The organism is Lysobacter hankyongensis (genome assembly GCF_039543145.1).
Classification (GTDB): domain Bacteria; phylum Pseudomonadota; class Gammaproteobacteria; order Xanthomonadales; family Xanthomonadaceae; genus Lysobacter_I; species Lysobacter_I hankyongensis.
Map to the genome: position 1 here is coordinate 1 of NZ_BAABJE010000005.1, position 26,589 is coordinate 26,589.

22 protein-coding genes are annotated in these 26,589 nt (G+C 66.0%); 7 read left to right on the forward strand and 15 right to left on the reverse strand.

Annotation, left to right across the window (positions count from 1 at the left end):
• Positions 1-1,416: 1,416 nt before the first annotated feature.
• The 13 genes from ABD974_RS05975 to glyQ form a co-directional block, all read right to left on the reverse strand.
• Complete coding sequence (locus ABD974_RS05975) at positions 1,417-1,782, reverse strand: hypothetical protein (RefSeq protein WP_345302390.1); 366 nt, start codon at positions 1,780-1,782, stop codon at positions 1,417-1,419.
• 109 nt (positions 1,783-1,891) lie between these two features.
• Positions 1,892-2,281: a hypothetical protein gene (locus ABD974_RS05980; protein ID WP_345302391.1), complete on the reverse strand. Its 390-nt coding sequence runs from the start codon at positions 2,279-2,281 to the stop codon at positions 1,892-1,894.
• A gap of 936 nt (positions 2,282-3,217) precedes the next feature.
• A complete protein-coding gene (locus tag ABD974_RS05985; protein WP_345302392.1) occupies positions 3,218-3,631 on the reverse strand; it encodes a hypothetical protein in 414 nt (137 codons plus the stop codon).
• Between the two features lie 111 nt (positions 3,632-3,742).
• Positions 3,743-4,246, reverse strand: coding sequence for a hypothetical protein (locus tag ABD974_RS05990; RefSeq protein ID WP_345302393.1), 504 nt, complete (start codon positions 4,244-4,246; stop codon positions 3,743-3,745).
• Between the two features lie 2,018 nt (positions 4,247-6,264).
• Entirely contained in the window at positions 6,265-10,170 is a 3,906-nt protein-coding gene (locus ABD974_RS05995; protein ID WP_345302394.1) for a translocation/assembly module TamB domain-containing protein, read from the reverse strand.
• Positions 10,171-10,173: 3 nt separating this feature from the next.
• Positions 10,174-11,976 (reverse strand): autotransporter assembly complex protein TamA, encoded by a 1,803-nt coding sequence (locus ABD974_RS06000; protein WP_345302395.1) that lies wholly within the window; start codon positions 11,974-11,976, stop codon positions 10,174-10,176.
• 234 nt (positions 11,977-12,210) lie between these two features.
• Positions 12,211-12,663 (reverse strand): hypothetical protein, encoded by a 453-nt coding sequence (locus tag ABD974_RS06005; RefSeq protein ID WP_345302396.1) that lies wholly within the window; start codon positions 12,661-12,663, stop codon positions 12,211-12,213.
• A 265-nt stretch (positions 12,664-12,928) separates the two neighbouring features.
• On the reverse strand, positions 12,929-13,381 hold the full coding sequence (locus ABD974_RS06010) for a hypothetical protein (protein ID WP_345302397.1): 453 nt from the start codon (positions 13,379-13,381) through the stop codon (positions 12,929-12,931).
• A gap of 202 nt (positions 13,382-13,583) precedes the next feature.
• The gene (locus tag ABD974_RS06015; RefSeq protein WP_345302398.1) at positions 13,584-13,988 is read right to left on the reverse strand and encodes a hypothetical protein; all 405 of its coding nucleotides are present in this window, start codon (positions 13,986-13,988) and stop codon (positions 13,584-13,586) included.
• Between the two features lie 465 nt (positions 13,989-14,453).
• Positions 14,454-16,757 (reverse strand): glycine--tRNA ligase subunit beta, encoded by a 2,304-nt coding sequence (gene glyS, locus ABD974_RS06020; RefSeq protein WP_345302399.1) that lies wholly within the window; start codon positions 16,755-16,757, stop codon positions 14,454-14,456.
• Between the two features lie 4 nt (positions 16,758-16,761).
• Positions 16,762-17,100: a cupin domain-containing protein gene (locus ABD974_RS06025; protein ID WP_345302400.1), complete on the reverse strand. Its 339-nt coding sequence runs from the start codon at positions 17,098-17,100 to the stop codon at positions 16,762-16,764.
• Positions 17,097-17,768: a glutathione S-transferase family protein gene (locus tag ABD974_RS06030; RefSeq protein ID WP_345302401.1), complete on the reverse strand. Its 672-nt coding sequence runs from the start codon at positions 17,766-17,768 to the stop codon at positions 17,097-17,099. The genes ABD974_RS06025 and ABD974_RS06030 overlap by 4 nt, the downstream gene beginning before the upstream one ends.
• Positions 17,765-18,688, reverse strand: coding sequence for a glycine--tRNA ligase subunit alpha (glyQ, locus tag ABD974_RS06035; RefSeq protein WP_345302402.1), 924 nt, complete (start codon positions 18,686-18,688; stop codon positions 17,765-17,767). The genes ABD974_RS06030 and glyQ overlap by 4 nt, the downstream gene beginning before the upstream one ends.
• Positions 18,689-18,770: 82 nt before the next feature.
• On the opposite strand from glyQ, the gene ABD974_RS06040 reads away from it, so the two are divergent.
• Both ABD974_RS06040 and ABD974_RS06045 read left to right on the forward strand, forming a co-directional pair.
• Entirely contained in the window at positions 18,771-19,508 is a 738-nt protein-coding gene (locus ABD974_RS06040; RefSeq protein WP_345302403.1) for a glutamine amidotransferase, read from the forward strand.
• Between the two features lie 49 nt (positions 19,509-19,557).
• Complete coding sequence (locus ABD974_RS06045) at positions 19,558-20,427, forward strand: BPSS1780 family membrane protein (protein ID WP_345302404.1); 870 nt, start codon at positions 19,558-19,560, stop codon at positions 20,425-20,427.
• A gap of 167 nt (positions 20,428-20,594) precedes the next feature.
• Here the strand turns inward: ABD974_RS06045 and ABD974_RS06050 are convergent, their stop codons facing one another.
• Both ABD974_RS06050 and ABD974_RS06055 read right to left on the reverse strand, forming a co-directional pair.
• The gene (locus tag ABD974_RS06050; RefSeq protein ID WP_345302405.1) at positions 20,595-21,029 is read right to left on the reverse strand and encodes a CREC-EF hand family protein; all 435 of its coding nucleotides are present in this window, start codon (positions 21,027-21,029) and stop codon (positions 20,595-20,597) included.
• A gap of 26 nt (positions 21,030-21,055) precedes the next feature.
• Positions 21,056-22,264 carry a DesA family fatty acid desaturase gene (locus ABD974_RS06055; RefSeq protein WP_425562637.1) on the reverse strand — a complete coding sequence of 403 codons (1,209 nt, stop codon included), beginning with the start codon at positions 22,262-22,264 and terminating at the stop codon, positions 21,056-21,058.
• A 185-nt stretch (positions 22,265-22,449) separates the two neighbouring features.
• On the opposite strand from ABD974_RS06055, the gene ABD974_RS06060 reads away from it, so the two are divergent.
• From ABD974_RS06060 to ABD974_RS06080, 5 genes are all read left to right on the forward strand, one after another.
• The gene (locus tag ABD974_RS06060; protein WP_345302407.1) at positions 22,450-23,073 is read left to right on the forward strand and encodes a CDP-alcohol phosphatidyltransferase family protein; all 624 of its coding nucleotides are present in this window, start codon (positions 22,450-22,452) and stop codon (positions 23,071-23,073) included.
• Positions 23,074-23,093: 20 nt separating this feature from the next.
• Positions 23,094-23,792 (forward strand): lysophospholipid acyltransferase family protein, encoded by a 699-nt coding sequence (locus ABD974_RS06065; protein WP_345302787.1) that lies wholly within the window; start codon positions 23,094-23,096, stop codon positions 23,790-23,792.
• Positions 23,792-24,742, forward strand: coding sequence for a phosphatidate cytidylyltransferase (locus ABD974_RS06070; RefSeq protein WP_345302408.1), 951 nt, complete (start codon positions 23,792-23,794; stop codon positions 24,740-24,742). Before ABD974_RS06065 ends, ABD974_RS06070 begins: the two co-directional genes overlap by 1 nt.
• Positions 24,743-24,965: 223 nt before the next feature.
• Complete coding sequence (gene mutM, locus ABD974_RS06075; protein WP_345302409.1) at positions 24,966-25,853, forward strand: bifunctional DNA-formamidopyrimidine glycosylase/DNA-(apurinic or apyrimidinic site) lyase; 888 nt, start codon at positions 24,966-24,968, stop codon at positions 25,851-25,853.
• Positions 25,854-25,943: 90 nt separating this feature from the next.
• Positions 25,944-26,531, forward strand: coding sequence for an ECF-type sigma factor (locus ABD974_RS06080; RefSeq protein WP_345302410.1), 588 nt, complete (start codon positions 25,944-25,946; stop codon positions 26,529-26,531).
• Positions 26,532-26,589: the final 58 nt, after the last annotated feature.

A 26,589-nucleotide genomic window follows, 5' to 3' on the forward strand; every position in this document is an offset into this window, starting at 1 on the left:
CCCGATACCATCACCACAGGACTCACCGCTTGAGTGGCTACAAAATCCGTACGCAGGTCACCTGAGTTAAGCCGCGCCGAACGCGGCAGTAGGGAAGCCAGTATTGCCCGCACTCCGGCAAGTTTCAACGGAGCCGAGATACGGCGTCGGCTTGAACGACGAGTTAGGCGCGAAGGAAGCCGGCGAGGGTGAAGTCCTTGCGAACGGGACGAAAGACCAAAGCCCGGATGCCTGAGCGCGCTATGCGAACTGTCCGCCGACCGCCACCGAAGCGACCGCGTCTGGGGCGAAGATGCCGGCCGAATGCCGACCAGTGTTTCCGAAGCCGAGGACCGCAATGCATACGACGCTTGAGCGCGCCTGGTGAACTTGGCCGAAGCGTCAACGCGCCGAGACCGTATCCGAAGAGCCATGCTGACCGAAGCCAGAGAGCCGCAGCCGCGTGCAACGCAACTGAAGAATGCTTGTGACCGCCTAACGCCTGAGTTAAGCCGCGCCGAACGCGGCAGTTGGGAGCCAGTATTGCCCGCACTCCGGCAAGTTTCAACGGAGCCGAGATACGGCGTCGGCTTGAACGACGAGTTAGGCGCGAAGGAAGCCGGCGAAGGTGAAGCCATGGCGAACGGGACGAAAGACCGAAGACCGGAAACATGAGCGCGCCAGGCGAACTGTCCGCCGGCCGTCACCGAAGTGACCGCGTCTGGGGCGAACGTGCCGACCCTCAGCCGACCAGTGTTTACGAAGCCGAGGACCGCAACGCATGTGATGCTTGAGCGCGCTAGACCAAATTGACCGAAGCGGCAACGAGCCGAGAGCGTGTCCGAAGAGCGATGCTGACCGAAGCCCCTGTGTTGCAGCTGCGAGCAATAAAACTACAGAATGCGTTCCAACGCCTAACGCCTGAGTTAAGCCGCGCCGACCGCGGCAGACGGGAGCCAGTATTGCGCGGGCGCAAGCGAGTTTCAACGAAGCCACGATACGGCGTCGGCTTGAACGAGTGGTTAGGCGCGAAGGAAGCCGGCGAGCGTGAAGCCATTGCGAACAGGCCGAAAACCGAAGACCGGATGCCCGAGCGCGCCCCGCGAACTGTCAGCCGGTCATCACCGAAGTGATTGTCTCTGGGGCGAACGTGCCGACCGTCAGCCGACCAGAGTTTCCGAAGCCGATAACCGCAAAGCAGTTGACGCTTGAGCGCGCATGACAAGCTTGACCGAAGCAGAAACAGGTCGAGAACCTGTCCGAAGAGCAATGCCAACCGAAGTCGATGAGTCACAGCCGCGATCAACACAACTACATAACGCTTTTGACCGCCTAACGCCTGAGTTAAGCCGCCCCGTGGCGGGGCGGCGGACACGTGCAAGCGTAGCGCATAGCACGTGGCCGACGCCACGACATGGGGTCGGCTTGAACGAATTGTTAGCGCCCATTGCGGAGTGTCCAGCGGTGAAAGAAATTTCCAGTAGCTCCCATTAACATTAATACTGACAAAAAGAAATATAGAGAGAAAATACACCAAAAAATAAGTGTATTGCTAATTGAAATTTGAACGCCACGGGGAAATACAAGAATACCTGTGTCAATACCGCGAGACATACCAATGATGCTAATAATTGCAAGGGATGTGAAAAAAGCACAGGACAAGAGTGATACACCAATTCCAGCAGTCGGTTTTTCGATCATCTTTGCACGGCCTGTTTTCACTCGCCACGCTCCATAGAGCAATAGTAAGGCGGTAGTACCAACAGATGCCAATGAAATTACAATTAACGAGAAACTAATCATGGGCGCTAACGCCTGAGTTAAGCCGCCCCGCAGCGGGGCGGCGGACGCGTGCTAGCGTAGCGTATGCACGTGGCCGCTGCCACGATGCGGGGTCGGCTTGAACGAATTGTTAGGTGCCGCGCTCCATGTAACCGTCCACGTAGCCTGACACAAACCCAAGAGCGAATATCAACAGGCCGATGTGGGCAAGGGCTTGAAGTCCGTACGCCCACTTGAACCCGCGGTACATCCACACGCGCTTTTTCTCCTCGCTGAGCAATTGCATGAGGTCATTGCGATTACACGTGTTAGTTATGTTCATCTCGTAAACAAGCGCGTAGATGAGCAACGCGATTAGATAGTGAAGAAAAACTTTGTACTGTGATGTGGCATGAAATATAGCGTCTCCTTCAATTTTGAAGAAAGACACAATTGCTGCAACGGCGGCAATCATGGCTAAGTCAAATTTGAAATAGAAGATGCAGCTCTCTCTCCATCGAGCGAGCGCCTCGATAAACATGCTTGGTTCACTGCGATCTTCCATAGGTACCTAACGCCTGAATTAAGCCGCGCCGCGAAGCGGCGTCGGCTTGAATGAATTGTTAGGCCTCAGTGTCATTGCAAGAAATGGACTTGAGACCGGCTTTGTGAAGGGCCGTGTTTGCGCGGAACCGAATGCGCCCACAGCGCTCCCTGGTTTCATTTGGCATGGAATCGGCGCAAGCGCAATTGGATGCCAGCCAGCGAAGATCTTCTACGTCCAACCAGAGAGCGACGCGGCCAAGCCCCATCTCGTGAGATGGATCAGTGGACTGCACAGATCTTGGGATGTCTGTCATGAGGCCTAACGCCTGAGTTAAGCCGCCCCGCAGCGGGGCGGCGGACGCGTGCTAGCGTAGCGTAGGCACGTGGCCGATGCCACGATGCGGGGTCGGCTTGAACGAATTGTTAGGCACCCGACCCGCGGAGGCTGAATACCCCAAGGAGAACCCCGATGACGCCGAGCATGACGCTAATGAGTCCGAGCCAGGCCGCTACGCGAACAACAACTTGAGGGTGATGTGTACATGCCATGAAACGCCCCCAATGACCATTGGCCGGCTTGACAGTGATCTGGGCAGTAGACTGCTTGGCAAGGTTGCCGAGCTTAGACCGGTACCAACCATTCATGACAATTGAACTGGCGGGGGATGTGATGCTTATGCGGTGCGGTTTGTTGTAGTGGCGGAGGAAGTTCTCGTCTATTTGCAGAGCCTCGCAGTACACCGATTTACCAGAAGCTGTATTGGTCAATTTGACTATAGAGCGGGGAGGCAGACTAGAAGACTCTAGCCAAACCCAGCCCTGCTGTGCTTCTTCAACTGTGGATGCGAAGACTTCAAACATGGGTGCCTAACGCCTGAATTAAGCCGCGCCGCGAAGCGGCGTCGGCTTGAATGAATTGTTAGACCCAATCTTAGATCTGCCCCCAAGGCAGTAAAAACCGCAGCCCCGGCCTGAGGGCGCGGATATCTTCTTGCCACTGGCTGAGAGACGCCATTACCTGTTCGACCGGAACCTTGCCCAGCTTGCATGAAGCGACCAAACTCTCGGCTCTCCTGGCGAGTGCGAGCATGCCTTCGCCCGCCCGCCGATGCTTTAGGAGCAGCAACTCGAATGCAATGAGGTGCAAGTCATCAACGCGGTCAGCCCGCTGCAAATTCGTTTGAACCTCATCCCCAACATAGTTGATGGCACGAACGCAACGTAGTGCCTCGTGCTTCAACGAGTTGAACTTGGCCTGCTTCGCCATGAGTAAGCCGGAGTAGTAGCCTGCAACGGCGCCCGGAACGAGTGCCATGGTCAGTTCGTAGGCAAAGGAGTTTGGCATGGGGTCTAACGCCTGAGTTAAGCCGCCCCGTGGCGGGGCGGCAGACGCGTGCAAGCGTAGCGCAAAAGCACGCGGCTGACGCCACGACGCGGGGTCGGCTTGAACGAATTGTTAGGCGCCATATGGTGCTGGGGCTTGTCTGCACACCGTCACCTCATCAGCCCACCATCCGCCGCGCTCATAGGAGCACAAGAGCACGTGGTCGGCTGCCGAGGATACTTTCAGTACTTGGTTGTTAGCAGCGATAAAACTGAGTGACACATCTTGACCAATCAATGATGCCCACATGCTTGTGTCAGACACATCGTAGTCTGCGAGTTCAGCGTCTGGCACGAAGTGTGACGCGTCTTTAGTGCCGATTGCGTATTGAACCGGATCATTTACCCACGAGATAAAGCTTTTTTCCCCATCATCGAATGTCAGTACAAGTTCACCACCAAAATCATGTATCTCATTATTCTCGGCAGCTTCAACTGCAGACGCCTCACCATTTAAAAGTCTGTAACAGATCGCTATGAGTTTTGGCATGGCGCCTAACGCCGGAGTTAAGCCGCGCCGAACGCGGCGGATGGGAGCCAGTATTGCCCGCATGCCCGGAAGTTTCAACGAAGCCACGACACGGCGTCGGCTTGAACGACTTGTTAGGCGGGAAGGAAGCCAGCGAGGGTGAAGCATTGACACACTTGCCGAAAGGCCGAAGCCCAGAGGCCTGAGCGCGCCCCGCGAACTTTCAGTCGGATGTTGCCGAAGCGGCCGCATCAGATGCTGACGAACTGTCCGCGCGACAAATAACGCTTCCGAAGTCCGCAGACGCGACGCTTGCGTAGTGTGAGCGCGCCTAGCGATGTCACCGAAGTGGCAACGTGCCGAGAAACTGTCCGAAGAGCAATTCCAACCGAAGCCGATGAATTGCAGTTGCGGACAACGCAACTACAAAATGCTTTTCACCGCCTAACGCCTGAGTTAAGCCGCCCCGTGGCGGGGCGGCGGACGTGTGCAAGCGTAGCGTAAAGCACACGGCCGACGCCACGACATGGGGTCGGCTTGAACGAATTGTTAGGCGGCGGGGGACGCCAGCGCACTTGAAGGCCATGCGTGCTCACCGAAAGCCGAAGCGAGAAGACCCGAGCGCGCCCCGGAAACTTTCCACCGGCCGTCTCCGAAGGAGCGGGTCCGGCGTAGGGAAACTAACCGATGAGGCTCGTTGATTCCGAAGCCGGCAAGCGCAACGCATGCGAAGCGTGAGCGCGGCAGACGAACTATCCGAAGCATTGCATGATTGCTGAACACAACAAGCGCAGCAGCTAAAGACGGCAACGGAGCGAAAATGAGCGGAGCGGCTGAGCAAGAAAAGCGCGGCTGAAAACGAATGTTTTTTCTGCCGCCTAACGCCTGAGTTAAGCCGCGCCGAACGCGGAAGACGGGAACCAGTATTGCTCGCAGTCCGTCAAGTTTCAACGAAGCCGAGATACGGCGTCGGCTTGAACGACAAGTTAGGCGCGAAGGAAGCCGGCGAGGGTAAAGTCATGGCGAGCGGGACGAAAGACCGAAGCCCGGAAACATGAGCGCGCCAAGCGAACTGTCCGCCGGCCGCCACCGAAGCGGTCGCATCTGGGGTGAACATGCCGACCGTCAGCCGACCGGTGCTTCCGAAGCCTTAAAGCGCAACGCGTGTGATCATTGAGCGCGCCTGACGAACTTGACCGAAGCAGCAACGAGCCAAGAACGTTTCCGGAGAGCCATGCTGACCGGAGCCGGAGTGTTGCAGCTGCGAGCAATACAACTACAGAACGCCTTTCACCGCCTAACGCCTGAATTAAGCCGCGCCGCGAAGCGGCGTCGGCTTGAATGAATTGTTAGGCCGCTGGCCCGGAAAGGCCAAGTCCCGCGGCCACGAATGCAATGGCTTGCTCAACGGTACCAGCCGTGAGCCGATCAGCCGACCCGGAGCTTTCAAACAAGAATGGGAAAATGCCGGTACTCGACTCAAGTTGCACCTCTACGTCTGTGGCCGGGTGGCGGAAGAACCACAAACCATCGTCATCAGCGCCAGGGTGCAGAACGGTGAGCTGCTCTGCGGAGATATCCGGGTGTGCGACAAGAAGCCGGGCAATGATTGCATCTATGTCCCGCACACTGCCTCCTGCGGCCTAACTACCAATAGACCCCAACTTGGGGCTTAGCGCCAAAACTGCCATAGCCCGTTTGGGCGGTCAATCGGAGAAATCCCGCAAGAATCAGATGGATGGCCCGATACCTCTGATTGGATTCCGGTCGCATCTTTCCGGATTACACGGCGAGGACACCCCAATATGGCTTATCGCGGCGCCAAGCCCCTCATATCCCGGCGAATCGATGATGCTGCCGCAAGCGGTGGGAATCGCCATCGGCCACGTCTGTTGGGCAAGATTCGCAGCCGTTCGCGGTTGAAGCACTACAACCTTCGGACGGAGAAGGGCTGCCTGCACTGGATTCACGTGTATATCCACGGCAATGGGTGCCGGCATCCACACGGGTTTGACGGGGTGTACTCGATCCGCTCAGCCATCGCTGGATCCCGGCCTTCGCCGTGATGACAGGCACGGAGAGCACTGCGCGTTCGCCGGGCAACACGCTTCGGCCATCCCCGCCCCCTATTTTTCCTTCCGCCAGTTCACCGAGCCGCGGTTTTCGACGGTGCTCGATTCGATCTCGATGTCGAAACCCTTGCGCAGCAGGTATTTCAGGGTGATCACCTGGCCGGTGCCGAGCAGGGAGACGCCGTAGCTCACGTACAGGCGCGGCGAGAGGTATTTGCCGATGCCGACGACGCTGCCGCCGAGGGCGCGGGATTCGCTGACGCCGGCGTCGTCGAGGCCGATCTTCGCGCCGAGCTGCGAGGCCAGCAGGTTGCCGGCGGACAGCGCGGCGGCAGCGCCGCTGAGCTGGCGGTTTTCGTCGGCGCTGGCGCTGGACAGCGGGCGGCCCAGGGCGAGATAGGCCAGGGCTTCGGATTCGCTGGTCGCGGGATTGCTCCACACCTGCGCGACCGGCGCGGAGGCGCGGCCGGTGACATCGATGCCGGCGGTGACGTCGCCGACCTCGCGCTCGGCGCGGATATCGATCACCGGATCGCCGAAGGCGCTGTTCGACCACAACAGGCGGCCGCGGGTGATCTGCAGTTTCTGGCCGTAGGCGGTGTAGCGGCCGTCCACGTCCAGCGAACCGGTGGCCACGGTTTCGCGGCCCGGCCGCGCGCGCATGCGCACGCTGCCGCCGAGCGTGCCCTGCAGGCCGAAGCCGGAGAGGCGCACGTCGTCGCCCATCGCGAGGGTGAGATCGAGATCCAGCGGCGCGCTGCCGCTGCGCTCGGGATTGGCGGGATCGAGCACGACCACGTCCTCCGACGCCGAGACGCCGGCATCGAGGCCTTCGAGATCGATCTTCGCGCTGGGAATCCGCACGCGGCCGGTCACCGCGATCGGCTGGCCGGCCGCGTAGCGCACTTCGACATCGGGATCGACCACCGCGCGCAGTTCGCGGGTGTCGGAGACCAGCACGTTCTCGCCGCGCAGCGCGAGCCGCAGCGGCGTGTCGTCGTCCTGCCAGCCCAGCGTGCCGTCGACGCGCAGCGTGCCGTCGCCGCTGCGCACGCTGCCGACGATGCGCGCGCTGCCGTCGGACTGCGCGTCCATGCGCACGTCGCCCTCGCGCAGGACCAGCGCGAGCGCCGGGAATTCGGCGCGGAAATCGCTGAGCCGCGCCTGTCCGCCCAGCGCCGGCTGCGCGCGGGTGCCGGCCAGTGCGATGCGGCCGCTCAAACGGCCCTGCGGATCGACGATGTCGGGCGAGAACAGTTCCAGCCAGGTGAGTTCGCGGGTGTCGATGTCGATCGTGCCCTGCAGCGGCGCGTAGGCGTCCCAGCCGGTGGCGATGCGCGCGGCGACGCGGCCGTCGGGCGTCAGCGCGCTGGCGAGATCGGCTTCGAGCCGCTGCGGGTCGAAGCGCGCGTCGAGGGTGAGATCGCGATACGCGAGGATTTCGCGACGGCCGCGGGTGTCGATCGACAACCCGCCCTCGGCGGAGCGCAGGCGTGCGGTGCCGGCCCAACTGCCGGCGCGCGGGCGCACCTGCGCATCGAGATCGACCGCGCCGCGCAGATGCCAGACCTGGTCGCGCTCGCGTTCGGGCAGATACGGCGCGACCAGCGCCAGCGGCAGCGCTTCGCCGCGCACGTCGGCGCGGGTCGGCCAATCGATGTCGGCGCAGAGTTCGCCGGCCGCGTTCGCGCTCACGGTGGCGAAGCAGCTCGATGCGATGCGCAGGCGCAGGCCTGCCGGCGAAGGCGTCGCGGCGAAGGCCGCTGGCGCGCGCAGCGCCCAGGCCGGACCGGTGGTCGGCGCCAGGCGCAGCGCTGCGAGGGTGCCGGCCCACTGCGCGCCGCGCTTCGCGACATCGCCGGCGAGTTCGATGCGACCGATGTCGGTATCGGCGTCGCCTTCGACGCGAAGATTTTCCACCGCGCCGCGCGCGTCCAGATGCAGGCGCGCGAACGCGAGCCCGGCTTCGACCTGCTCGCCGTCGATGGCCAGCGCGCCCGCCGCGCCCGCATGCCACGGCAGGCGACCGCGCACGCGCAGCGCATCGGCGGTCCAGTCTTCATGGGCCAGCGACTGGCCGGCGAGATCGACCGCGATGTCCGGCTGCGTGCGCGGGCCGGTGAGGCGCAGCGTGCCGCGCAGCACGCCCTGCGCCGTGGGCAGCAGGTCGTTCAACTGCAGCGGCGCGAGATTCGCGTCGATATCGAGCGTGTCGGCGACGCGGCCCTTCGCATCGACGCGGCTGGCGCCGAGGGTGAGCGCGACCTCGCCGGAATAGTCGGTACGGCCATCCGCACGCGCGGGCAATCGGGCGAGCACGTTCGCGCGACCGCCGAGCGCGCGGCCGCGCAGACGGCCGCCGAGGCGATCGGCGTCGACGCGCACGTCGAGCCCGCCGTCGCGGCGGGTTTCGCCGCTGCTGCGCAGCGCGCCGTTCACCGCGCCGCGCCAGTCGGGCAGCAGATAACCGGGGTCGAAGCCCGCGAGCGTCGCTTCGGCCTGCCAGCCGAGCGACGGCGCCCAGGTCACGGAGCCGCGGCCGTCGAGCCGGCCGCTCGGCATCGTCGCGCGCAGCGTGTCGATCCGCGCGCTGCGGTCGTCGCCCTTCGCCTTCAGCGACACCACCGCGCGTTCCCTGCCGCGCAGCAGCGTCGCATCGCCCTCGGCGATCCACGCGCGCAGCCGGCCGGAGAGTCTGAAATCGCCGTCGCCGACCACCGCCACCGCATCCGCCGTGTCGCCCTGCCAGCGCAGCTGGCGCGCGATGACGCGGCCGTCGAAACGCGCGTCCGCGGGCTCGGTGAAATCCGCGCGACCGTTCGCCGACAGTGTGCCACCGAGCAGTTCGAGCGACAGCGGCGCGAGCAGCAGCTTCTGGTTCTCGACGGTGAGCTTCGACGGCAGGATCGTCGCCTCGATGCCGTCCTGCGCGACGCGGCCCTGCAGGTTCGCCGCGCCGCCGATGCCGTGGGCGCGCAGATCGAACGCATACGGCGCGGCTTCGTCGTCATCGTTGCCGAGCAATGCGGACAGCGTCAGCGCATCGCTCTTCGCTGCGAACGTCCAGCGCGGCCGCACCTCGCCGTCGAGTCGCAAGCGTGCGCGCAGCAGCGCCGGCGCGCGGCCGGCGAGCGCGACATCGAGCCGGCGCAGATCGCCGCGCGCGATCAACCCCAAGCGCGCGGGCGTGTTGCCCGCCGCCGCGGGCAGCAGGGCGCTGGCGGTGAGATCCATGCGATAGCGGTCGCGCGGCGCGTAATCGCCGTGCAGCGCGAAACGGCCGCGGTCGGTCGCGGCCTGCAGGCGTTCGAGATGCAGGCGACCGTCTTCGGCGAGCAGGCCGCCGCGCAGCGCGCGCACGTCGATCACGGTGTCGCCGCCCTGCACCACGCGCAAGCGATCGACCGCGATCGATCCGGCATCCAGCGCCAGCGGCGGCGCGATCGCCGGCAGCGATTCCGGCCAGCGCGGCAGCTCGAACGGTTCGTCGCTCTCGGGCAGCGTCAGCGTGGCGTCGGCAATCCACAGCGCTTCCAGGCGCAGGCGACGGCCGAGCAGCGGCTGCAGGGTCGGGTCGAGTTCGACCCGCTTGGCCGCGAACACGTTGAGCAGCGGCGTCGCGCAACCGGGCCAGGCCACGGGTTTGCCGCCGACATCGGGACAACCGCGATGCACGAATTCCACATCGTGCAGCACCATCGGCCCGGACGCCGGGCCCTCGGCGCGCGACCAGGTCAGCGTGGTGCCGTCGGGCAGACGCGACACGATCTGGCGCAGCAGCACGTCGCGGCCACGGAAGGTGTTGAACAGGAAATAGCCCAGCGCGATCGCGACGACCACCAGCGCCAGCATCAGCAACAGGCTGCGGATCGCGAGCCAGCGCGCGCGCGCCAGCCGCCGCTGGCGCAGTTCGGCGATGCGCGCCTCGCGCTGGTCCGCGGTTTCGGCGTCCTTGCGCATCGGTCAGAGGTCCGCGCCGAGATTGATGTGCAGGGTGAACGACGCGTCCGGATCGTCCAGGCCGTGGCCGATGTCGACGCGCAGCGGCCCGACCGGCGATTTCCAGCGCAGGCCCAGGCCGACACCCTTGCGCCAGCGGTCGAGCTGGTCGTCGAACGCGCTGCCGCCGTCGACGAACGCGGCGAAACCCCAGGCGTCGTTGAAATACTGCTCGTATTCGAGGCTGGCGGTGGCCACGTTCTTCGCGCCGACCGCGAACGCCTTGCCGCCGGCGACCGGACGGATGCGCGGGCCGATCTCGCGGTAATCGTAGCCGCGCACGCTGCGGTCGCCGCCGGCGTAGAAGCGCAGGGTCGGCGGAATTTCGGCGAGCGCATCGGTGAAGGTCGCGCCGACTTCGCCGCGCGCGATCAGCCGGCTGCGTTCGCCCAACCCGCGGAACCAGCTGCCGCGCACGTGCAGCTGCAGGAAGTTCGCGTCCGAGCCCGCGCCTTCCAGCCCGCCGCGCAGGGTCGCCGTGCCGCCGAAGCCGTTGCGCGGGTGGATGCGATCGTCGGCCTTCACGTATTCGGCGACGAGCGACGGATACAGATAGGTCGATTGCCGGTACAGCCGCACCGGGCGCAGGCGGTCGTCGATGGCGTAGGCCCAGCGCTCCTGCAATGCGTGCACGGACGCGACCAGATTGAGTTCGCGGTTGTATTGCCCGCTGCGGCTGAACACCGCTTCGTAGCGGCGGGTGTCGATGTATTCGGTCTGTTCGTCGTAGGCCTGCAGGCTGGTGGTGTACCAGCCGTCGCGCCACGCGAATGCGGGAATGCGGTGCTGCAGGGTCAGGGTCTTGCGCTTCTCGGCGTAGTCCAACCGCGCCAGCGCCTTGTGCCCGCGCGAATTGAGGTAGCGCCGCTCCAGCCCCAGCGATACACCGAAACCGCTGTCGGTGCCGAAGCTGCCGCCGACGCTGTAGATGCTGCGCTTCGCCGGCGTGAGCCGCACCGTCACCGGCACGCGGCCGTCCACCGCGTCCTCGGGCGAGGGTTCGATGTCGATGCGGCTGAAGTAGTCCAGCCCGGTCAGCGATTTGCGCAGGCGGTCGAGACGGCCCTGATGGTAGTAGTCGCCCTCTTCCCAGTAGATGAACTCGCGCAGCAGCGATTCGCGGATGATGGGTTTGGGCCCCTGATCGAAGATCATCTCGCCCATGTCGTAGCGGTCGCCGCTGTTCCAGCGCAGATCGATGTCGGCCGCACGCTCGGCACGGGTCACTTCGACCCGGCGCGCGGCGAAGTCGGCATCGAAATAGCCGCGCTCGGCGAGGCGGCGGGTGATGAAGGCCTTGCTCTGCTCGTAGCGCGCGTGCTCGAACACGTCGCCGACCTTCGGCGTGAACGTGTCCAGTTCTTCCTGCAGATAGCGGTCGTCGTCGCCGTCGCCTTCGATCGCCAGGGCGGCGCTGCGCACCCGCACCGGCTCGCCGATGCGCACGGTGATGGTCACCGACACCGGCGCATCGTCGGCCAGCGCGGCGCCCGCGGCGCTGTCGATGATGGCGATGTCGGGCGAGTAATAGCCGAAGGGTTCCAGCGCCTCGCGGGTTTCATCCTCGGCCACGCGCAGCAGATAGTCCAGTCGGGCATCGGACACGCGCTTGCCGACCGCGTCTTCCAGCGACAGCGCAGTGCGTACGTTGGTTTCCATCAGCGGATCGAGGCCGTCGATGCGCACCCCGGCGATCTGCGCGGCCTGCGCGCCGGCGCAGAACATCAACAGCGCGGCGGCGATGGCGGGGCGTGGGGGCGGCGACATGGCGGAAGGATACCCGGCGACCCCGCGCCTGCGCGCGCGACACCGCGTTTCCGTTCATCGTGGCTTCGATGGCCCCGATGCAGCGACATCCGGGCGGTGTCCACGGCGGATACCGGTGAAGCGATGGGCGATTGGTAGAGCGGCCTTCAGGCCGCTGGATTCGGAGAAAAAGCAGCGGCCTGAAGGCCGCTCTACCGGCGATGCTGCGGCGTCGACCGGACTCCGATCGGGCGCTCAGGAACCGGCGGCGACCGCCTGTTCGCCGGGCGTCGGCAGCACCCCGAATTTCTTCATGCACGATTTGATCGGGCTTTCCGCACGGACCACGATCTTCCAGCCGCCTTCGGACTCGGCCAGCGAGTGGTCCGCCACCAAGTCGTAGCGCACGCAGGGTTTCATCTCGAGCGTGAAGGGCCGCGCGGTCATCTCGCCGCTGCGGCTGCGCCTGGTGCTGGCGACGCGCAACTGATAACGACCCGGCGCCAGTTCGTAGCGGTTGCTGTCCTGGAAATCCATCGAACCGTTGATGGCCATCAGCATCACGTCGTACTGCTGCAGATCCTTGTCGGCCAGGCTGCCGACCCGGATCTCGGCCCACGGCGCGGGGTCGTCGGCCCACGCGGGCGCGTAGGGCGATGCGGCCGCAGCGGCGAGGCAGAACGTCGACAGGACGGTGAGAATGCGCATATCCATATGCTCCAGAAGATCGGTCAGTCGGATTCGACTCGACGAAGATGATAGCCGGCGGTCACCGCCGTGTCGTGTCGCCGCGACCATGCGTGCATCGTGCAGTGCGCAAACCTTGATGCCAATCACGGCACCGCATGCGGACTCCGGCCGGTCTCCCCGAAAGGATGTATCGCCACGCCGTTCGTTGCGACTCGACCGCCGCCTCGTCGACAAGGTGTCGACGGGCCGGACACAGGGGCGGCTTCTCGCCTCCGGAGAGGCTTCAGGAGCCGGCGGCGACCGCCTGTTCCACGGTCGCCGGCAGCACGCCGAACTTCTTCGCGCACGATTTGATCGCGCTTTCCGAGCGGACCACGATCCGCCAGCCACCCTCGGACTCGGCCGGCGCATGGTCCGCCACCAGGTCGTAGCGCACGCAGGGTTTCATGTCGAGCGTGAAGGGCCGCGCGGTCATCTCGCCGCTTCGACCGCGCTTGGTGCTGGCCAACCGGAAATGGTAGCGGCCCGGCGCGAGTTCGTAGCGGGTGCTGTCGCGGAAATCCATCGAACCGTTGATGGCCATCAGCACCACGTCGTACTGCTGCAGATCCTTGTCGGCCATGCTGCCGACCTTGATCTCGGCCCAGGGTGCGGGCTCGTCGGCGAGCGCGGACGCGCAGGGAAGCCCCGCCGCAGCGGCGAGGCAGAGCGTCGAAAGGATGGTGGCGATGCGCATGTCCGCGTTCTCCAAAGGATCGGGCCAGAGGATCGGCCGGGCGGATTTGAACCGACGAAGATGACAATCGGCGGTCATCGCCATGTCGTTTCGTCTCGACATCGATCATGCGTCATCGCGCGGGCCGCAAACCTTGATGCCAATCACGACGCGGCATGCCCGCCGCATCCGCGACGGGCATGCGGCCGGCGCCGGCGATACTTCAGCGCACGGGCGCGGGCTGCATCCGCGACAGACCGCCGGGCAGGAGGATGTCCTGCTGCGTGCACAGGCCCGCCACCCACTCGGTGGTCTTCACGAGGTTGAAGTTCGCGTCGAACACCAGCAGCCGCGCCTGCAGCGGACCCGGATAGCGCGGACAGTAGAAGCCGCAGTGCGTCTGGTTGGTGCAGTCGGCGGGGAAGATGGCGTCGATGTCGACGTAATCGAACTGGTACATGAAGGTGACCGGTCCGGCATCGCTGTAGGCGTCGCCGAAGCAGGCATTGCTCTGCAGCGAACAGTCGATGTAGGCCTCGGTGGCGGCGGATGCCGCGCCGGACGCGCCGAGCGCGAGCAGCAGGGCCGAGAGTTTGACGACGAGGGCGGTGGGCAGCAGGCGCTTCATGGTGGTCACTCCTGTGATCGGTTCGGGGATGCCCCGACGCCGCATTCCGGGCGGAGGATCGCGCCGGAACGCCTGCGCGGAGCGCCGCGTGCGCGACGCGGCAGGCCGATCCTAACCAGCGCCCCGACGCGGAGGCGGACCCGCGATGCCGGGCCGTGACGCAGGCCCGTCGATCATGCAGAACGCATGTCGTCGCTATCGACAGCGACGATCACCGATGAAAGATCGATCGATTGCGACGATGACATGCCGGCTCCGCGTCCCGGGCCCGGGAGGCGGATGCCTAGCCGGGCGGAGGAGCGGCGGTCCCGACCCGCATGCCGGGGCGGAGCGTTCGCCGCGCCGTTCGTCGCGACTTCCGTCGCTCCCACAAGGGCTGACGGACAGGTCGCGGCAACGGCTGATGCAATGCCCGCGGGAGCGCCGGCTTTCAACAGCCGGCGGGTCGAGTCGTGACCGATCGGCTCAGACCGACAGATGCTCGATCGCGGCGACGCTGCCGAGGCGGTCGGCGAGGCGCTGCAGCAGGGCGAGGCGATTGCCGCGCACGGCCGCGTCGTCGGCATTGACCATCACCTTGTCGAAGAAGGTGTCGACCGCCGGACGCAGGCGCGCGAGGCGACCGAGCACCGCGACATAGTCGCGGGTCCTCAGCGCCGCATCGGTGTCGGCGATGGCCTGCTCGACCGCGGCGTGCAGATCGCGTTCGGCGTCTTCGGCGAACAGCGCGGTGTCGACCGTCGCGGGGATCGCGATGTCGGCCTTCCTGAGGATGTTGCGGATGCGCTTGTTCGCCGCGGCCAGGGCCTCGGCCTCCGGCAGCTTCGCGAATTCGCCGATGGCCTTGAGGCGGCGGTCGAAGTCGAGCAGGGAGCCGGAGGTGGCGTTGACCGAAGAGCTCGGGGCTGAAGCCCCTCCTACGACGGCATCCGACGCATCGCCACCACTCTTCGTAGGAGCGGCTTTAGCCGCGAGCGTTCCCATCAGCGCGGCCACGGCCTCGAATTGCTGCGGGGTTACGCCCTGGTCGGCGTAATAGGCACGGAGGCGGTCGAGGATGAAGTCGAAAACATCTTCAGCGATCTCAGATTCATGCCGCATCTGAATGATGCCGACCTGGACATCATCTACCTTCACCCCTTTGCGCCGAGCATCTTCGGCATCAGCTTCACGCTTTAAAGCCTTTGTAGTCAGAACCGCGTTTCTTGCCGAAATAACAGCACTGTTGATACTACTCCGAAGATCCAAGTCATGATTGCCTTCGATCAAGGTCCTTGCCAATCCTAAGGCGTTACGTCTCAACGAGAACGGATCCTTGTTGCCTGTCGGCTTCAGCCCTGCAACAAAGCCACCCGCAAGCGTATCGAGCCGTTCCGCAATCGCCAGCACCTGACCGAGGCTACTGGGTGCGATGGAATCACCGGCGAAACGAGGCATATATGCCTCATCGATTGCATCCGCAAGCTGCTTGCGATCGTTCGTCGAGAGATCATCAAAAAACACATCTCTCATCGCGTAGTAACGACCCGCAATACCTTGCAGCTCGGGAAATTCATTGACCATTCGCGATTGCAGATCCGCTTTCGCAAATTCGGCCGCACGAGATGCGAGTTGCGAATCGACATCAATCTTCCCAGCGACTCTTTCGGCCAACTTTGAGACGCGATCAACTTTTTCAGACACCTTGCCAAGATCCGTTTGATAAGTGACGGTCTCAAGGCCTTGATTCATCCTCACGAGGCCCTGCTTCAGATCCTCGTCGAAGAAGAACTTGGCGTCGGCGAAGCGCGGGCGGATCACGCGTTCGTAGCCCTTGCGGACTTCGCTTTCGTCCTTCGATTCGATGTTGGCGATGCCGATGAAGTGCTCGGTGAGCCGGCCCTCGGCGTCGAGCACCGGGAAGAACTTCTGGTTGGCTTCCATCGTCGCGATCAGCGCTTCCTGCGGCACCGCGAGGAATTCGCGTTCGAACGCGCACAGCACGGCCTTCGGCCATTCGACCAGGCACTGCACCTGTTCGAGGTTGTCGTCGGTGATCCGCGGCGTACCGCCGACCTTCGCCGCGGCGGCTTCGACCTCGGCGACGACGCGGGCGCGGCGTTCTTCGGGATCGACCAGCACTTTCGCGGCGCGCAGCGCGTCGACGTAGTCGTCGGCCGAGGAGATCCACACGGTCTTTTCGTGATGGAAGCGGTGGCCGCGGCTCATGCGGTCGGCCTGGATGCCCATCACTTCGGCATCGACGACCTGGTCGCCCAGCAACAGCACCAGCCAGTGCGCGGGACGGGCGAAGCCGTATTCGTGGGCGCCCCAGCGCATCGGCTTGGGAATCGGCATGCCGGCGAGGGCTTCGGCCAGGATCTCCGGCAGCAGCGCGGCGGTCTTCGCGCCGGGCTTCACCGCGCGATGGACGAAGCGCTCGCCCTTGTTGTCGGTGGTCTTCTCCAGCGCGGTCCAGTCGACGCCGGCCTTCGCGGCGAAGCCGTCCAGCGCCCGGGTCGGCCTGCCTTCGGCGTCGAGCGCGATGTTGAGGTAGGGGCCCAGCACTTCGCTGTGCTGTTCGGGCTGTTCGGCGGCGACGCCGGGTAGCCGCACGGCGAGCCGGCGCGGGGTGTACAACGGCTTGGCGCCGTCGCGGTCGAAGGCGATGCCGCGCTTGGTCAGCGCGTCGATGATGCCGTCGAACAGCGCCTGGGCCAGTCCGGGAAGAGCTTTGACCGGCAGTTCTTCGGTGCCGAGTTCGATCAGGAGGGGGAGCATCTGGGTCATCACATCAATCCTGTGCATTCGCTTCGCCGCCTTCGGGGCCGTAGAACAGCACCCAGGTGGCGAAGTCGTCGCTGAAATCGAGAAAACGGTGTTCCATCCCGGCCGGCACGAACAGCAGTTCGCCTGGCGCGAAATCGCGGGTCTCGCCGTCGCACAAGAATGTGCCGCAGCCGGCGACGACCACGTAGACCTCGTCGCGCGCGTGCGGCGTCTGCGGGTCGTGACCGCGCGGTGCGTATATCTCCACGCTCAGGCTGTGGTGCGCGAACACTTCGGCGAACCGGGGATGGTCGCCGAGATGTTGCGCCAGCGCGGGCGTCAGCCGGGACGGCAGCGGGTTCATGCGCCGCGGGCCCCGGTGGCGTCGGGCTGGAAGAAGGGCACATGGAATGCGCGGAAGACCGGCAACGCTTCATATCGGGCACGTCGCGCACTCAACGCCGGCCAGGCGTCGAGCGGTTCCGGCACCGCTTCATGCAGATAGGTCGTGAAGCAGGCGAGCGTGATGTCGGCCTGACCGATGCGATCACCGATCAGCCATTCGCGTTCGCCGGCCTCGGCGCAGGCGCGGTCGAGTTCGGTCAGCGCGCCGCGCATCTGCGTGCGGCAGCGCTCGAGGAACGGCGGGTGATGCAGCGCTTCGGGCCTGAAGACCCGCTCCATCACGATCTGCAGGCCTTTCTCCACCGCGCCGGTGGCGAAGGCGAGCAGACGCAGCGCGCGACGCCGGTCGGGGCCGGAGGGCGGCAACAACGCACGCTCCGGGCCGACGACATCGTCGAGATGTCCGAGGATCATCGCCGACTCGATCAGCGCCTCGCCGTCGTCCGGCGCCAGTACCGGCACCCGGCCGAGCGGGTTGTAGGCGCGGATGCGCTCGAAATCGTTGCCCACGGACCAGTTGCGGTGCTCGAACGGAAGCCCGAGCAGATCCATGCTGACAGCCACCCGCCGTACGAACGGCGAGTCGAACATGCCGATCAGCAGCGGCGCACCGCCCGCGGCGCTCATGCCGCGTTCCCGAGCGCCGCGCGCTTCGCCTCGTCCTTCAGGCCCGGGAAGCCCAGTTTCTCGCGCTGGGCGTAGTAGGCCTCGGCCACCGCCTGCGCCAGCTTGCGCACGCGCAGGATGTAACGCTGGCGCTCGGTGACCGAAATCGCGCGGCGCGCGTCGAGCAGGTTGAACGAATGCGAGGCCTTGCAGACCTGGTCGTAGGCCGGCAGCGGCAGGCGCAGCTCGACCAGCTTCATCGCTTCGGCTTCGCAGGCATCGAAACGATGGAAGAGTTCCTCGACGTTCGCGTGTTCGAAGTTGTAGGCGCTCTGCTCGCGTTCGTTCTGCAGGAACACGTCGCCGTACGTGACCGGGCCCTGCGGGCCGACGGTCCAGATCAGGTCGTAGACGTTGTCGCAGTTCTGCAGATACATGCACAGGCGTTCCAGACCGTAGGTGATCTCGCCCAGCACCGGCTTGCACTCGATGCCGCCGGCCTGCTGGAAGTAGGTGAACTGGGTCACTTCCATGCCGTTGAGCCAGACTTCCCAGCCGAGGCCCCAGGCGCCGAGGGTCGGCGATTCCCAGTTGTCCTCGACCAGCCGCAGGTCGTGCACCAGCGGATCGACGCCCAGCGCCTTCAGCGAATCGAAGTACAGCTCGACGATGTTGTCGGGATTGGGCTTCATCACCACCTGGTACTGGTAGTAATGCTGCAGGCGGTTGGGGTTCTCGCCGTAGCGGCCGTCGGTGGGACGGCGCGAGGGCTGCACGTAGGCGGCGTTCCACGGCTCCGGGCCGAGCGCGCGCAGGAAGGTGGCCGGGTGGAAGGTGCCGGCACCGACCTCGAGGTCGAGCGGCTGGATCAGCACGCAGCCCTGGGCGGCCCAATAGGCGTTAAGGCGCTGGATGAGTTCCTGGAAGGTCGGTCCCTGCATGGAAAGGCGCTGGCGGTGTGGGGACTGGGTAGTATAAGGGCCACGTCCCGCCGCCCATGCCGCGCCCCGCCGCGAGCCCGCCGTGAACACGAAGCCCGACCCGCAGTTCCTGATCATCGAAACCGGCCAGCCCGTCGCCAGCATGCGTCGGCACGGGCGCTTTCCGCACTGGATCCGCGTCGCCGCCGGCCTGCGCGCCGACCAGGCCACGGTGGTGAATGTGGAGGCCGGGGACCCGCTGCCCGGGCACGCCGGATACGCCGGCGTGCTGATCACCGGCTCGGGAGCGATGGTCACCGACCGCCACGGCTGGAGCGAGCGCACCGCCGACTGGCTGCGCGACGGCCTCGACGCGGGGCTGCCGGTGTTCGGCATCTGCTACGGCCACCAGCTGATCGCGCATGCCCTCGGCGGCGAGGTCGGCGACAACCCGACTGGCCGCGAGATGGGCACGGTGCCGGTGGAACTGCACCCGGAAGCGGCGCAGGACCTCCTGTTCGCGCCGCTGCCGACGCGGTTCGCGGCGCAGGTCACCCATCTGCAGACCGTGCTGCGGCCGCCGGCCGACGCCGCGGTGCTGGCGCGGTCCGAGCAGGACGCCTGCCAGGCCTTCCGCTGGCGCGATCATGCCTGGGGCGTGCAGTTCCACCCCGAATTCAGCGCGTCGCACATGCGCGGTTACGTGCACGCGCGGCGCGACGCGCTGCAGCGCGAAGGCCGGTGCCACCGGCGCATGGCGAAGGACGTGAAACCGACGCCCGCGGCCCGCGGCGTGCTGCGCCGCTTCGTCCGCCACGCGGCGACGCTGCGCGGCCACTGACGTCCCCGCACCTTTTTTTCCGCACCCACACGACACTACGAGGAGAGGCATGGAGATTCGCAAGGTACCGGCGGCCGCCGGCGCGGAATGGCTGCTGGACGCATTCCGGCTGCTGAAGAAATCGCCGATTGGCTTCGGCCTGCTGGCGGTGATCTACGCCGTGCTCTGGCTGATCGTGGTGCTGGTCTCCGGCACGGCGCCGCCGATGGCGAAGGCGCTGCAATTGATCTTTATCGTGATCGGCCCGCTGCTGATGGCCGGCATGATCTTCGCCGCCCATGAAGTCGCCGAAGGCCGCAGCGCGGCGCCGGCGCATCTGCTGGCCTCGATCCGCACCGGCAAGGCCGCGCGCCTGCTGACCACGCTGATTCCGCAGTTCGCGGTGCTGTTTCTGATCTTCGGACTGCTGTTCCTCATGGTGGGCCAGGAGAACCTCGACAAGCTGTCGGCGCTGATGCTGAAGATCCAGACGGAAGCCCAGAACGGCGGCCAGGTCGATCCGCAGCTGTTCCTCGATCTGCCCGCGGGCCGCCTGTTCCTGTGGATGGTGCTGGCGCTGGGCATCGGCTTCCTGTCGCTGTTGCTCACCCTCACGGTGGTGCCGGACATGCTGTTCAACGACGTGCGCCTGGTGCCCGCGATGAAGCGCAGCTTCACCGCGTGCGTGCGCAATCTTCCGGCGCTGATCGTGTTCATGGTGCTCGCGTTCGTGATCCTGTTCGCCGCCGGCATCGGCGCCGGCATCGTGATGGGCATCGCCCAGCTGGTCTTCGGCCAGACCGCGACGCTGATCGGCAATGCGCTGATGAACGGCTTCTTCATCTGCTTCATCGCCGGCGCGATGTATTTCGCCTGGAAGCAGATGCTGGGCGCCGCGGACGTGGCCGCACCGGGCGAGTCGCCGGGCGTGGCGATGTGAGCGCCTGAGCAGACATCGACCGGCCGCATCGGTAGAGCGGCCCCGCCGGGCATGTGGCCGCAGCCGCTGTAGGAGCGCCGGAAGGCGCGACAGGCTGCGGAAACGCTTTCCGTCATCGGTCGCGCCTTCCGGCGCTCCTACAGATCTTTGCCGATGCGATCGCGCGCTCAGCGCCCTTGCGGCGGCGCCGCCAGTTCCTTCGCGTCGAGAAATCCGCTGCGGTCGATGTCCTGGCGACGGAAGCGTTCCGCCAGGCGCGTGCGGTGGGCCTCGCGGGTGAGCGTCTGCCCGCGGCCGCCCGGCTGTTCGTCCGGCGTCAGCGTGCCGTCGCGGTTGCGGTCCATGCCGTCGAAGGCGTAGCTCAGCCAATCCTGATATTCGACCAGCGCGACCTTGCCGTCGCGGTCCGCGTCCATGCGCGAGAGATAGTCGCCGGTGCCCCGCGGCGTGACGCCCGGCGCGGCAGGCGGACCGGGCAGCGGCATCGTCGTCGGTGCGGCCGGCGCGGGTGCGGGCGAAGTCCAGACCCGCTGCGCCGACACGGCCGGCGCAAGGACGAGTACCGCGAGCGCGAACACCATGCGGGCGGCGGCGGCGGTCACGGCGCGGCGGCGGTGCGCGGCAAAACTCAGGCGCGCACGGGCTGCAGCGAATAGCCCTTCATGCGCAGCGAGAACTCCTGCAGCGCCTGGATGCCGCTGGCTTCGGCCTCGCGACACCACTGCTGCAACTGCTGCAGGGTCTCGGTCGCGCTCTGGCTGCGGGTTTCCAGCACCGCCGACAGGCGCGCGCGGTATTCGATCAGGGTGCCGATGCGCGGACGCTGCGCGACCCATTCCCGCAGCTGTTCGCGGGCATCGGGCTGCAGCCAGCGGCCGTCGTCGACGATGCCCTTGCGCAGCTTGCGCGGCAGCAGCGCGCGCAGCTTCTCGCCGGCGATCCGCGCTTCCTCGCGCAGCGCCGGCTTGACGACGTTGCGCTGGTAATCGGTCATCGCCTGGAAGCGCAGCGCCAGCAGCGCCTTCAGGGTGTCGGTGTCCGGCACCGGGATGTTCGGGCGGATGTCGAGGCTCGGCGCGACCCGCAGCACCTTCGCCAGGCCCACGGTTTCCAGCGCCTTGATCGCGGCCCAGCCGATGTCGAACTCCCACTTGCGCAGGGCGAACTTGGCCGAACTCGGGAAGGCGTGATGGTTGTTGTGCAGTTCCTCGCCGCCGATCCACACCGCCCACGGGGTGAGGTTGGTCGCGGTGTCGGTGGTCTCGAAGTTGCGATAGCCCCACCAGTGGCCGAGGCCGTTGACGACGCCGGCGGCCCAGAACGGAATCCACGCCATCTGGATCGCCCACACCGCGATGCCCTTGAAACCGAACAGCGCGAAGCTGACGAACAGCAGCAGGGTCGGGCCGAAGGTGGCGTGCGCGGTGTAGAGATGGCGTTCGATCCAATCGTTCGGCGCGCCCTTGCCGTACTGCTCGATCGAGGCGCGGTCGCGGCGCGCTTCGCGGTACAGCTCGACGCCGCGCCAGAACACCGTGGAGATGCCCTTGGTCCTCGGGCTGTGCGGATCCTCTTCGGTCTCGCACTTCGCATGATGCTTGCGATGGATGGCCACCCACTCGCGGGTGATCATCGAGGTGGTCAGCCACGTCCAGAAGCGGAAGAAGTGATTGAGCACGGGATGGAAATCGACGCCGCGGTGCGCCTGGCTGCGATGCAGATACAGGGTCACCGAAAAGATCGTGAGCTGGGTCGCGATCAGCAGATAGATCAGCATCGTGACCCAACTGGCCTGGAGCAGGCCGCCGGAGAGAAAATCGAACAGGGACAGGGACATGCGCGCAGGCTCGTGGTGAACCCCTGCATGATGGGGCCGGCCATGGCCGATTGCCATCCGTTCGAATGCGTATGGTTCACCCGCGTTGGGCGATGGGCGTCGCAATTCGGACCATGGCGGCGAAAAAACGCGACCCGTTCACATTGCGGACAACGGACGGGGCGGTATGGAATGATGACGCGGCCATGTCGATCTACGCACTCAAACCGAAATTCCAGGCGCTGCTGCGCCCGTTCGTCCGTCGCCTGCACGCGCTCGGCGTCACCGCCAACCAGGTCACCCTCGCCGCCTGCGCGCTGTCGATCGCGCTCGGCCTCTGGCTGTACTTCCACGCGCCCGGCCCACGAGCATTCCTGTTGATCCCGCTGTGGATGTTCCTGCGCATGGCCTTCAACGCCATCGACGGCATGCTGGCGCGCGAGTTCGGCCAGCAGTCGAAGCTCGGCGCCTATCTCAACGAACTCACCGACGTGATCGCCGACGCCGCGCTGGCGCTGCCGTTCGCCGCGGTGGCGCCGTTCACCGTGGGACATGGGCCGGTGTGGGTGGCGGTCTTCGTGGTGCTGGCCGGGCTGAGCGAATTCGCCGGCGCGCTCGGACCGACGATCGGCGCGAGCCGTCGCTACGACGGCCCGATGGGCAAGAGCGACCGCGCCTTCGTGCTCGGCGCGATCGCGCTGTGGATCGGCATCGCCGGGCTGCTGTCGGCCTGGGCCTTCTGGCTGTTCCCGGCGCTGTGCGCGCTGACCGCGTGGACGGTCGTGCGGCGCGTGCGCAACGGTCTGCGCGAAGCGGCGGTCGCGCCATGAGCGCACGGAACGGTGGCGGCATGATCGAACGCCTGATCGCGCGGCTCATCATCGCTTTCATCCGCCTGCTCACCGGCGCGCAGGCGTTCTGGCGCGGCATCCGGCCCAACGCCGCGCAGCGCATCTACTTCGCCAACCACGCCAGCCACGGCGACTTCGTGCTGCTGTGGGCGTCGCTGCCGCCGTGGCTGCGCCGGCGCACGCGCCCGGTGGCCGGCGCCGACTACTGGAACCGCGATCCGCTGCGCCGCTTCCTCGGCGGCAAGGTGTTCCGCGCGGTGCTGATCGATCGCGAGCGCAAGGCGGCTCCCGATAAAAGTGATCGTCCCGACCCGATCGAACAGATGGTCGACGCACTGACCGGCGGCGATTCGCTGATCATCTTCCCGGAAGGCACGCGCAACACCACCGACGCGGTGCTGCTGCCGTTCAAGAGCGGGCTGTTCCACCTCGCCACGAAAGCGCCGCAGGCCGAACTGGTGCCGGTGTGGATCAACAATCTCGCGCGGGTGATGCCGAAGGGCCAACTGCTGCCGATCCCGCTGCTGTGCACGGTCGTGTTCGGCCCGCCGCTGGCGCGCATCGACGGCGAAGACAAGGCCGCCTTCCTCGAGCGCGCCCGCGCCGCGATGCTGGCGCTGCGGCCCGAGGATCCCGACGACGCGACGCCCAGCGACAACGACGACGCCATCCCACCCGCGCCCGTGGAGCCCGCCTGATGCACAACCCGTTTCCCTCGATGTACGCACTGCCGATCTTCGCCGGTGCGGTCGCCGTGCTCACGGTGGCGTCGATCATCGGCTGGGTGCTGAAGCTGCGCTTCGCGCCCGAGGAACCGCACGGCGTGATCGACAACCTCAACAGCCGCATCCGCGCCTGGTGGTGGATGGTCGGCGTGCTCGCGGCCGCGTTCTGGTTCGGCAAGGGCGGCGTGATCGTGCTGTTCGGACTGCTGTCGTTCTTCGCGCTGCGCGAATACATCACCCTGTGCTACACCCGCCGCGGCGACCATCTGGTGCTGCTGCTGGCGTTCTTCATCGCGCTGCCGGTGCAGTACGCGCTGGTGTGGATCGAGTGGTACGGGCTGTACGCGATCTTCATCCCGGTCTACGCCTTCCTGCTGCTGCCGATCTTCGCCGCGCTCTCGGCCGACACCACCCGCTTCCTCGAACGCGCCTCGAAGGTGCAGTGGGGGCTGATGATCTGCGTGTTCTGCCTGTCGCACGTGCCGGCGCTGATGACGCTGAACATCCCTGGCTTCGAAGGCCGCAATCTGCTGCTGATCGCCTTCCTGGTGATCGTGGTCCAGGGCAGCGACGTGCTGCAGTACGTCTGGGGCAAGCTGCTGGGCAAGCACAAGGTCGCGCCCGCGCTGTCGCCGTCCAAGACGTGGGAAGGCCTGATCGGCGGCGTCGCCAGCGCCACCGTGCTCGGGGCCGCGCTGCACGGCATCACCCCGTTCACACCGGTCGAAGCCGCGCTCGTCGCCCTCGTCATCTGCCTGATGGGCTTCTTCGGCGGCCTCGTGATGTCCGCGATCAAACGCGACCGTGGCGTGAAGGACTGGGGCCACATGATCGAAGGCCACGGCGGCATCCTCGACCGCCTCGACTCCGTGGTGTTCGCGGCGCCGATTTTTTTCCATCTTGTGCGGTATGGGTGGCAATAACGAACCGCATAGGGTGCGCCCCGGCGCACCGGATTTTCATGCGTGACATCCGCGGTGCGCCGAGGCGCACCCTATGGGTGGGTCGATGCGCGATACGGGGTCCGCGCTCGTCGACGGACAAAGTGGAGTTGCGCTGCGCTTGCTGCACGACTCGCTTCCTTTGCGCTGCTTCAAAGCCCGCAGCGAACGTATCATCGCGATATCGCCCCCGACTGCCACCCCCATGCCCGAACTCCCCGAAGTCGAAACCACGCGTCGCGGTCTGGCGCCGCATCTGGAAGGCCGGCGCATCGTCGGCGTGACGCTGCGGCGGCCGGATCTGCGTTGGCCGATTCCGCGCGAGATCGAGGCGCTGTTGCCGTCGCAAACCATTACCGCGATCCGGCGGCGGGCGAAGTATCTGCTGATGGACACCGATGCCGGTTCGGCGCTCTGGCATCTGGGCATGTCGGGCAGCATGCGGGTGTTGCCGGCGGAGACGCCGGTGCAGGCGCACGATCATGTGGATCTGTTGATTGGAGACGATGCGGGTGCGGCACAGGCCCCCACCCCGGCCCTCCCCCGCGTGCGGGGGAGGGTGAAAGAAGCCTCGCAGGACATGCGCGTGCTGCGCTTCAACGATCCCCGGCGTTTCGGTTGTCTGTTGTGGCAACCGCCGGGCGAGACCCACGAACTGCTGCGCGATCTCGGGCCGGAACCGCTGTCGGACGATTTCAGCGGCGAACTGCTGTTCGAGCGCAGCCGCGGTCGCAGGGCGCCGGTGAAGGCCTTCCTGATGGATCAGAAGATCGTGGTCGGCGTGGGCAACATCTACGCCGCCGAGGCGCTGTTCGCCGCGGGCGTGTCGCCGCTGCGCGCGGCGGGCAAGGTCTCGCGCGAGCGTTACGACGTCATCGCGGCCGAGATCCGCCGCATCCTGGCCTATGCGATCCAGCGCGGCGGCACCACCCTGCGCGATTTCCTCAGCCCGGACGGCGCGCCCGGGTATTTCGAGCAGGAGCTGTCCGCCTACGGCCGCGGCGGCGAACCCTGCCCGCGCTGCGGGCGGCCGCTGAAACAGGCGCTGCTGGCGCAGCGGGCCACGGTCTGGTGCGGGCACTGCCAGCGCTGACGCGGGCCGGTCCGCTGCGGCCCCGCGATGCCGGCCGTCGCCGGGGCGCGGTATAGTCGGCCTCCGTCCGATGGTGCCTCCGACCCGTCCATGAGCGACCACCCCAGCGAATCCGCCGACATCACCCAGTGGCTGGATGCCGCCCGCGACGGCGATCGCGCCGCGCTGGACCGCGTGCTGGGCACCCTGTATCACGAGCTGCACGCGATGGCGCGGCGCCAGCTGGCCGGGCAGTACGGGCAGACGCTCGACGCCACCGCGCTGGTGCACGAGGCCTACCTCAAACTCATCGGCCGCCGCGACGTGCAGTTCGACGATCGCGCGCACTTCTTCGCCTACGCCGCCTCGGCGATGCGCAGCGTGGTGGTGGACTACGCCCGCCAGCGCCTCGCGCAGAAGCGCGGCGGCGACCTGCATCGCGTCACCGAGCTCCCGGACGATGTCGAAGGCGGCCTGCGCCTGGACGAGGACATGCTGGGCCTGGACACCGCGCTGACCAAGCTGGCCGGAGTCGACGCCAAGCTGGCGCAGGTGGTCGAGCTGCGCTATTTCGCCGGCCTCTCCGAACAGGAGATCGCCGAACTCTTGCATCGCTCCGAGCGCAGCATCCGTCGCGACTGGCAGAAGGCGCGGCTGTTCCTGCTGGCCTCGCTGGGCGACGAGAACGGCCAGCGCTGACGGCTTGCGGGCGCTGCCCGCAGCGGCGACGATGATGCCGACCTCACGCGACGCCTGA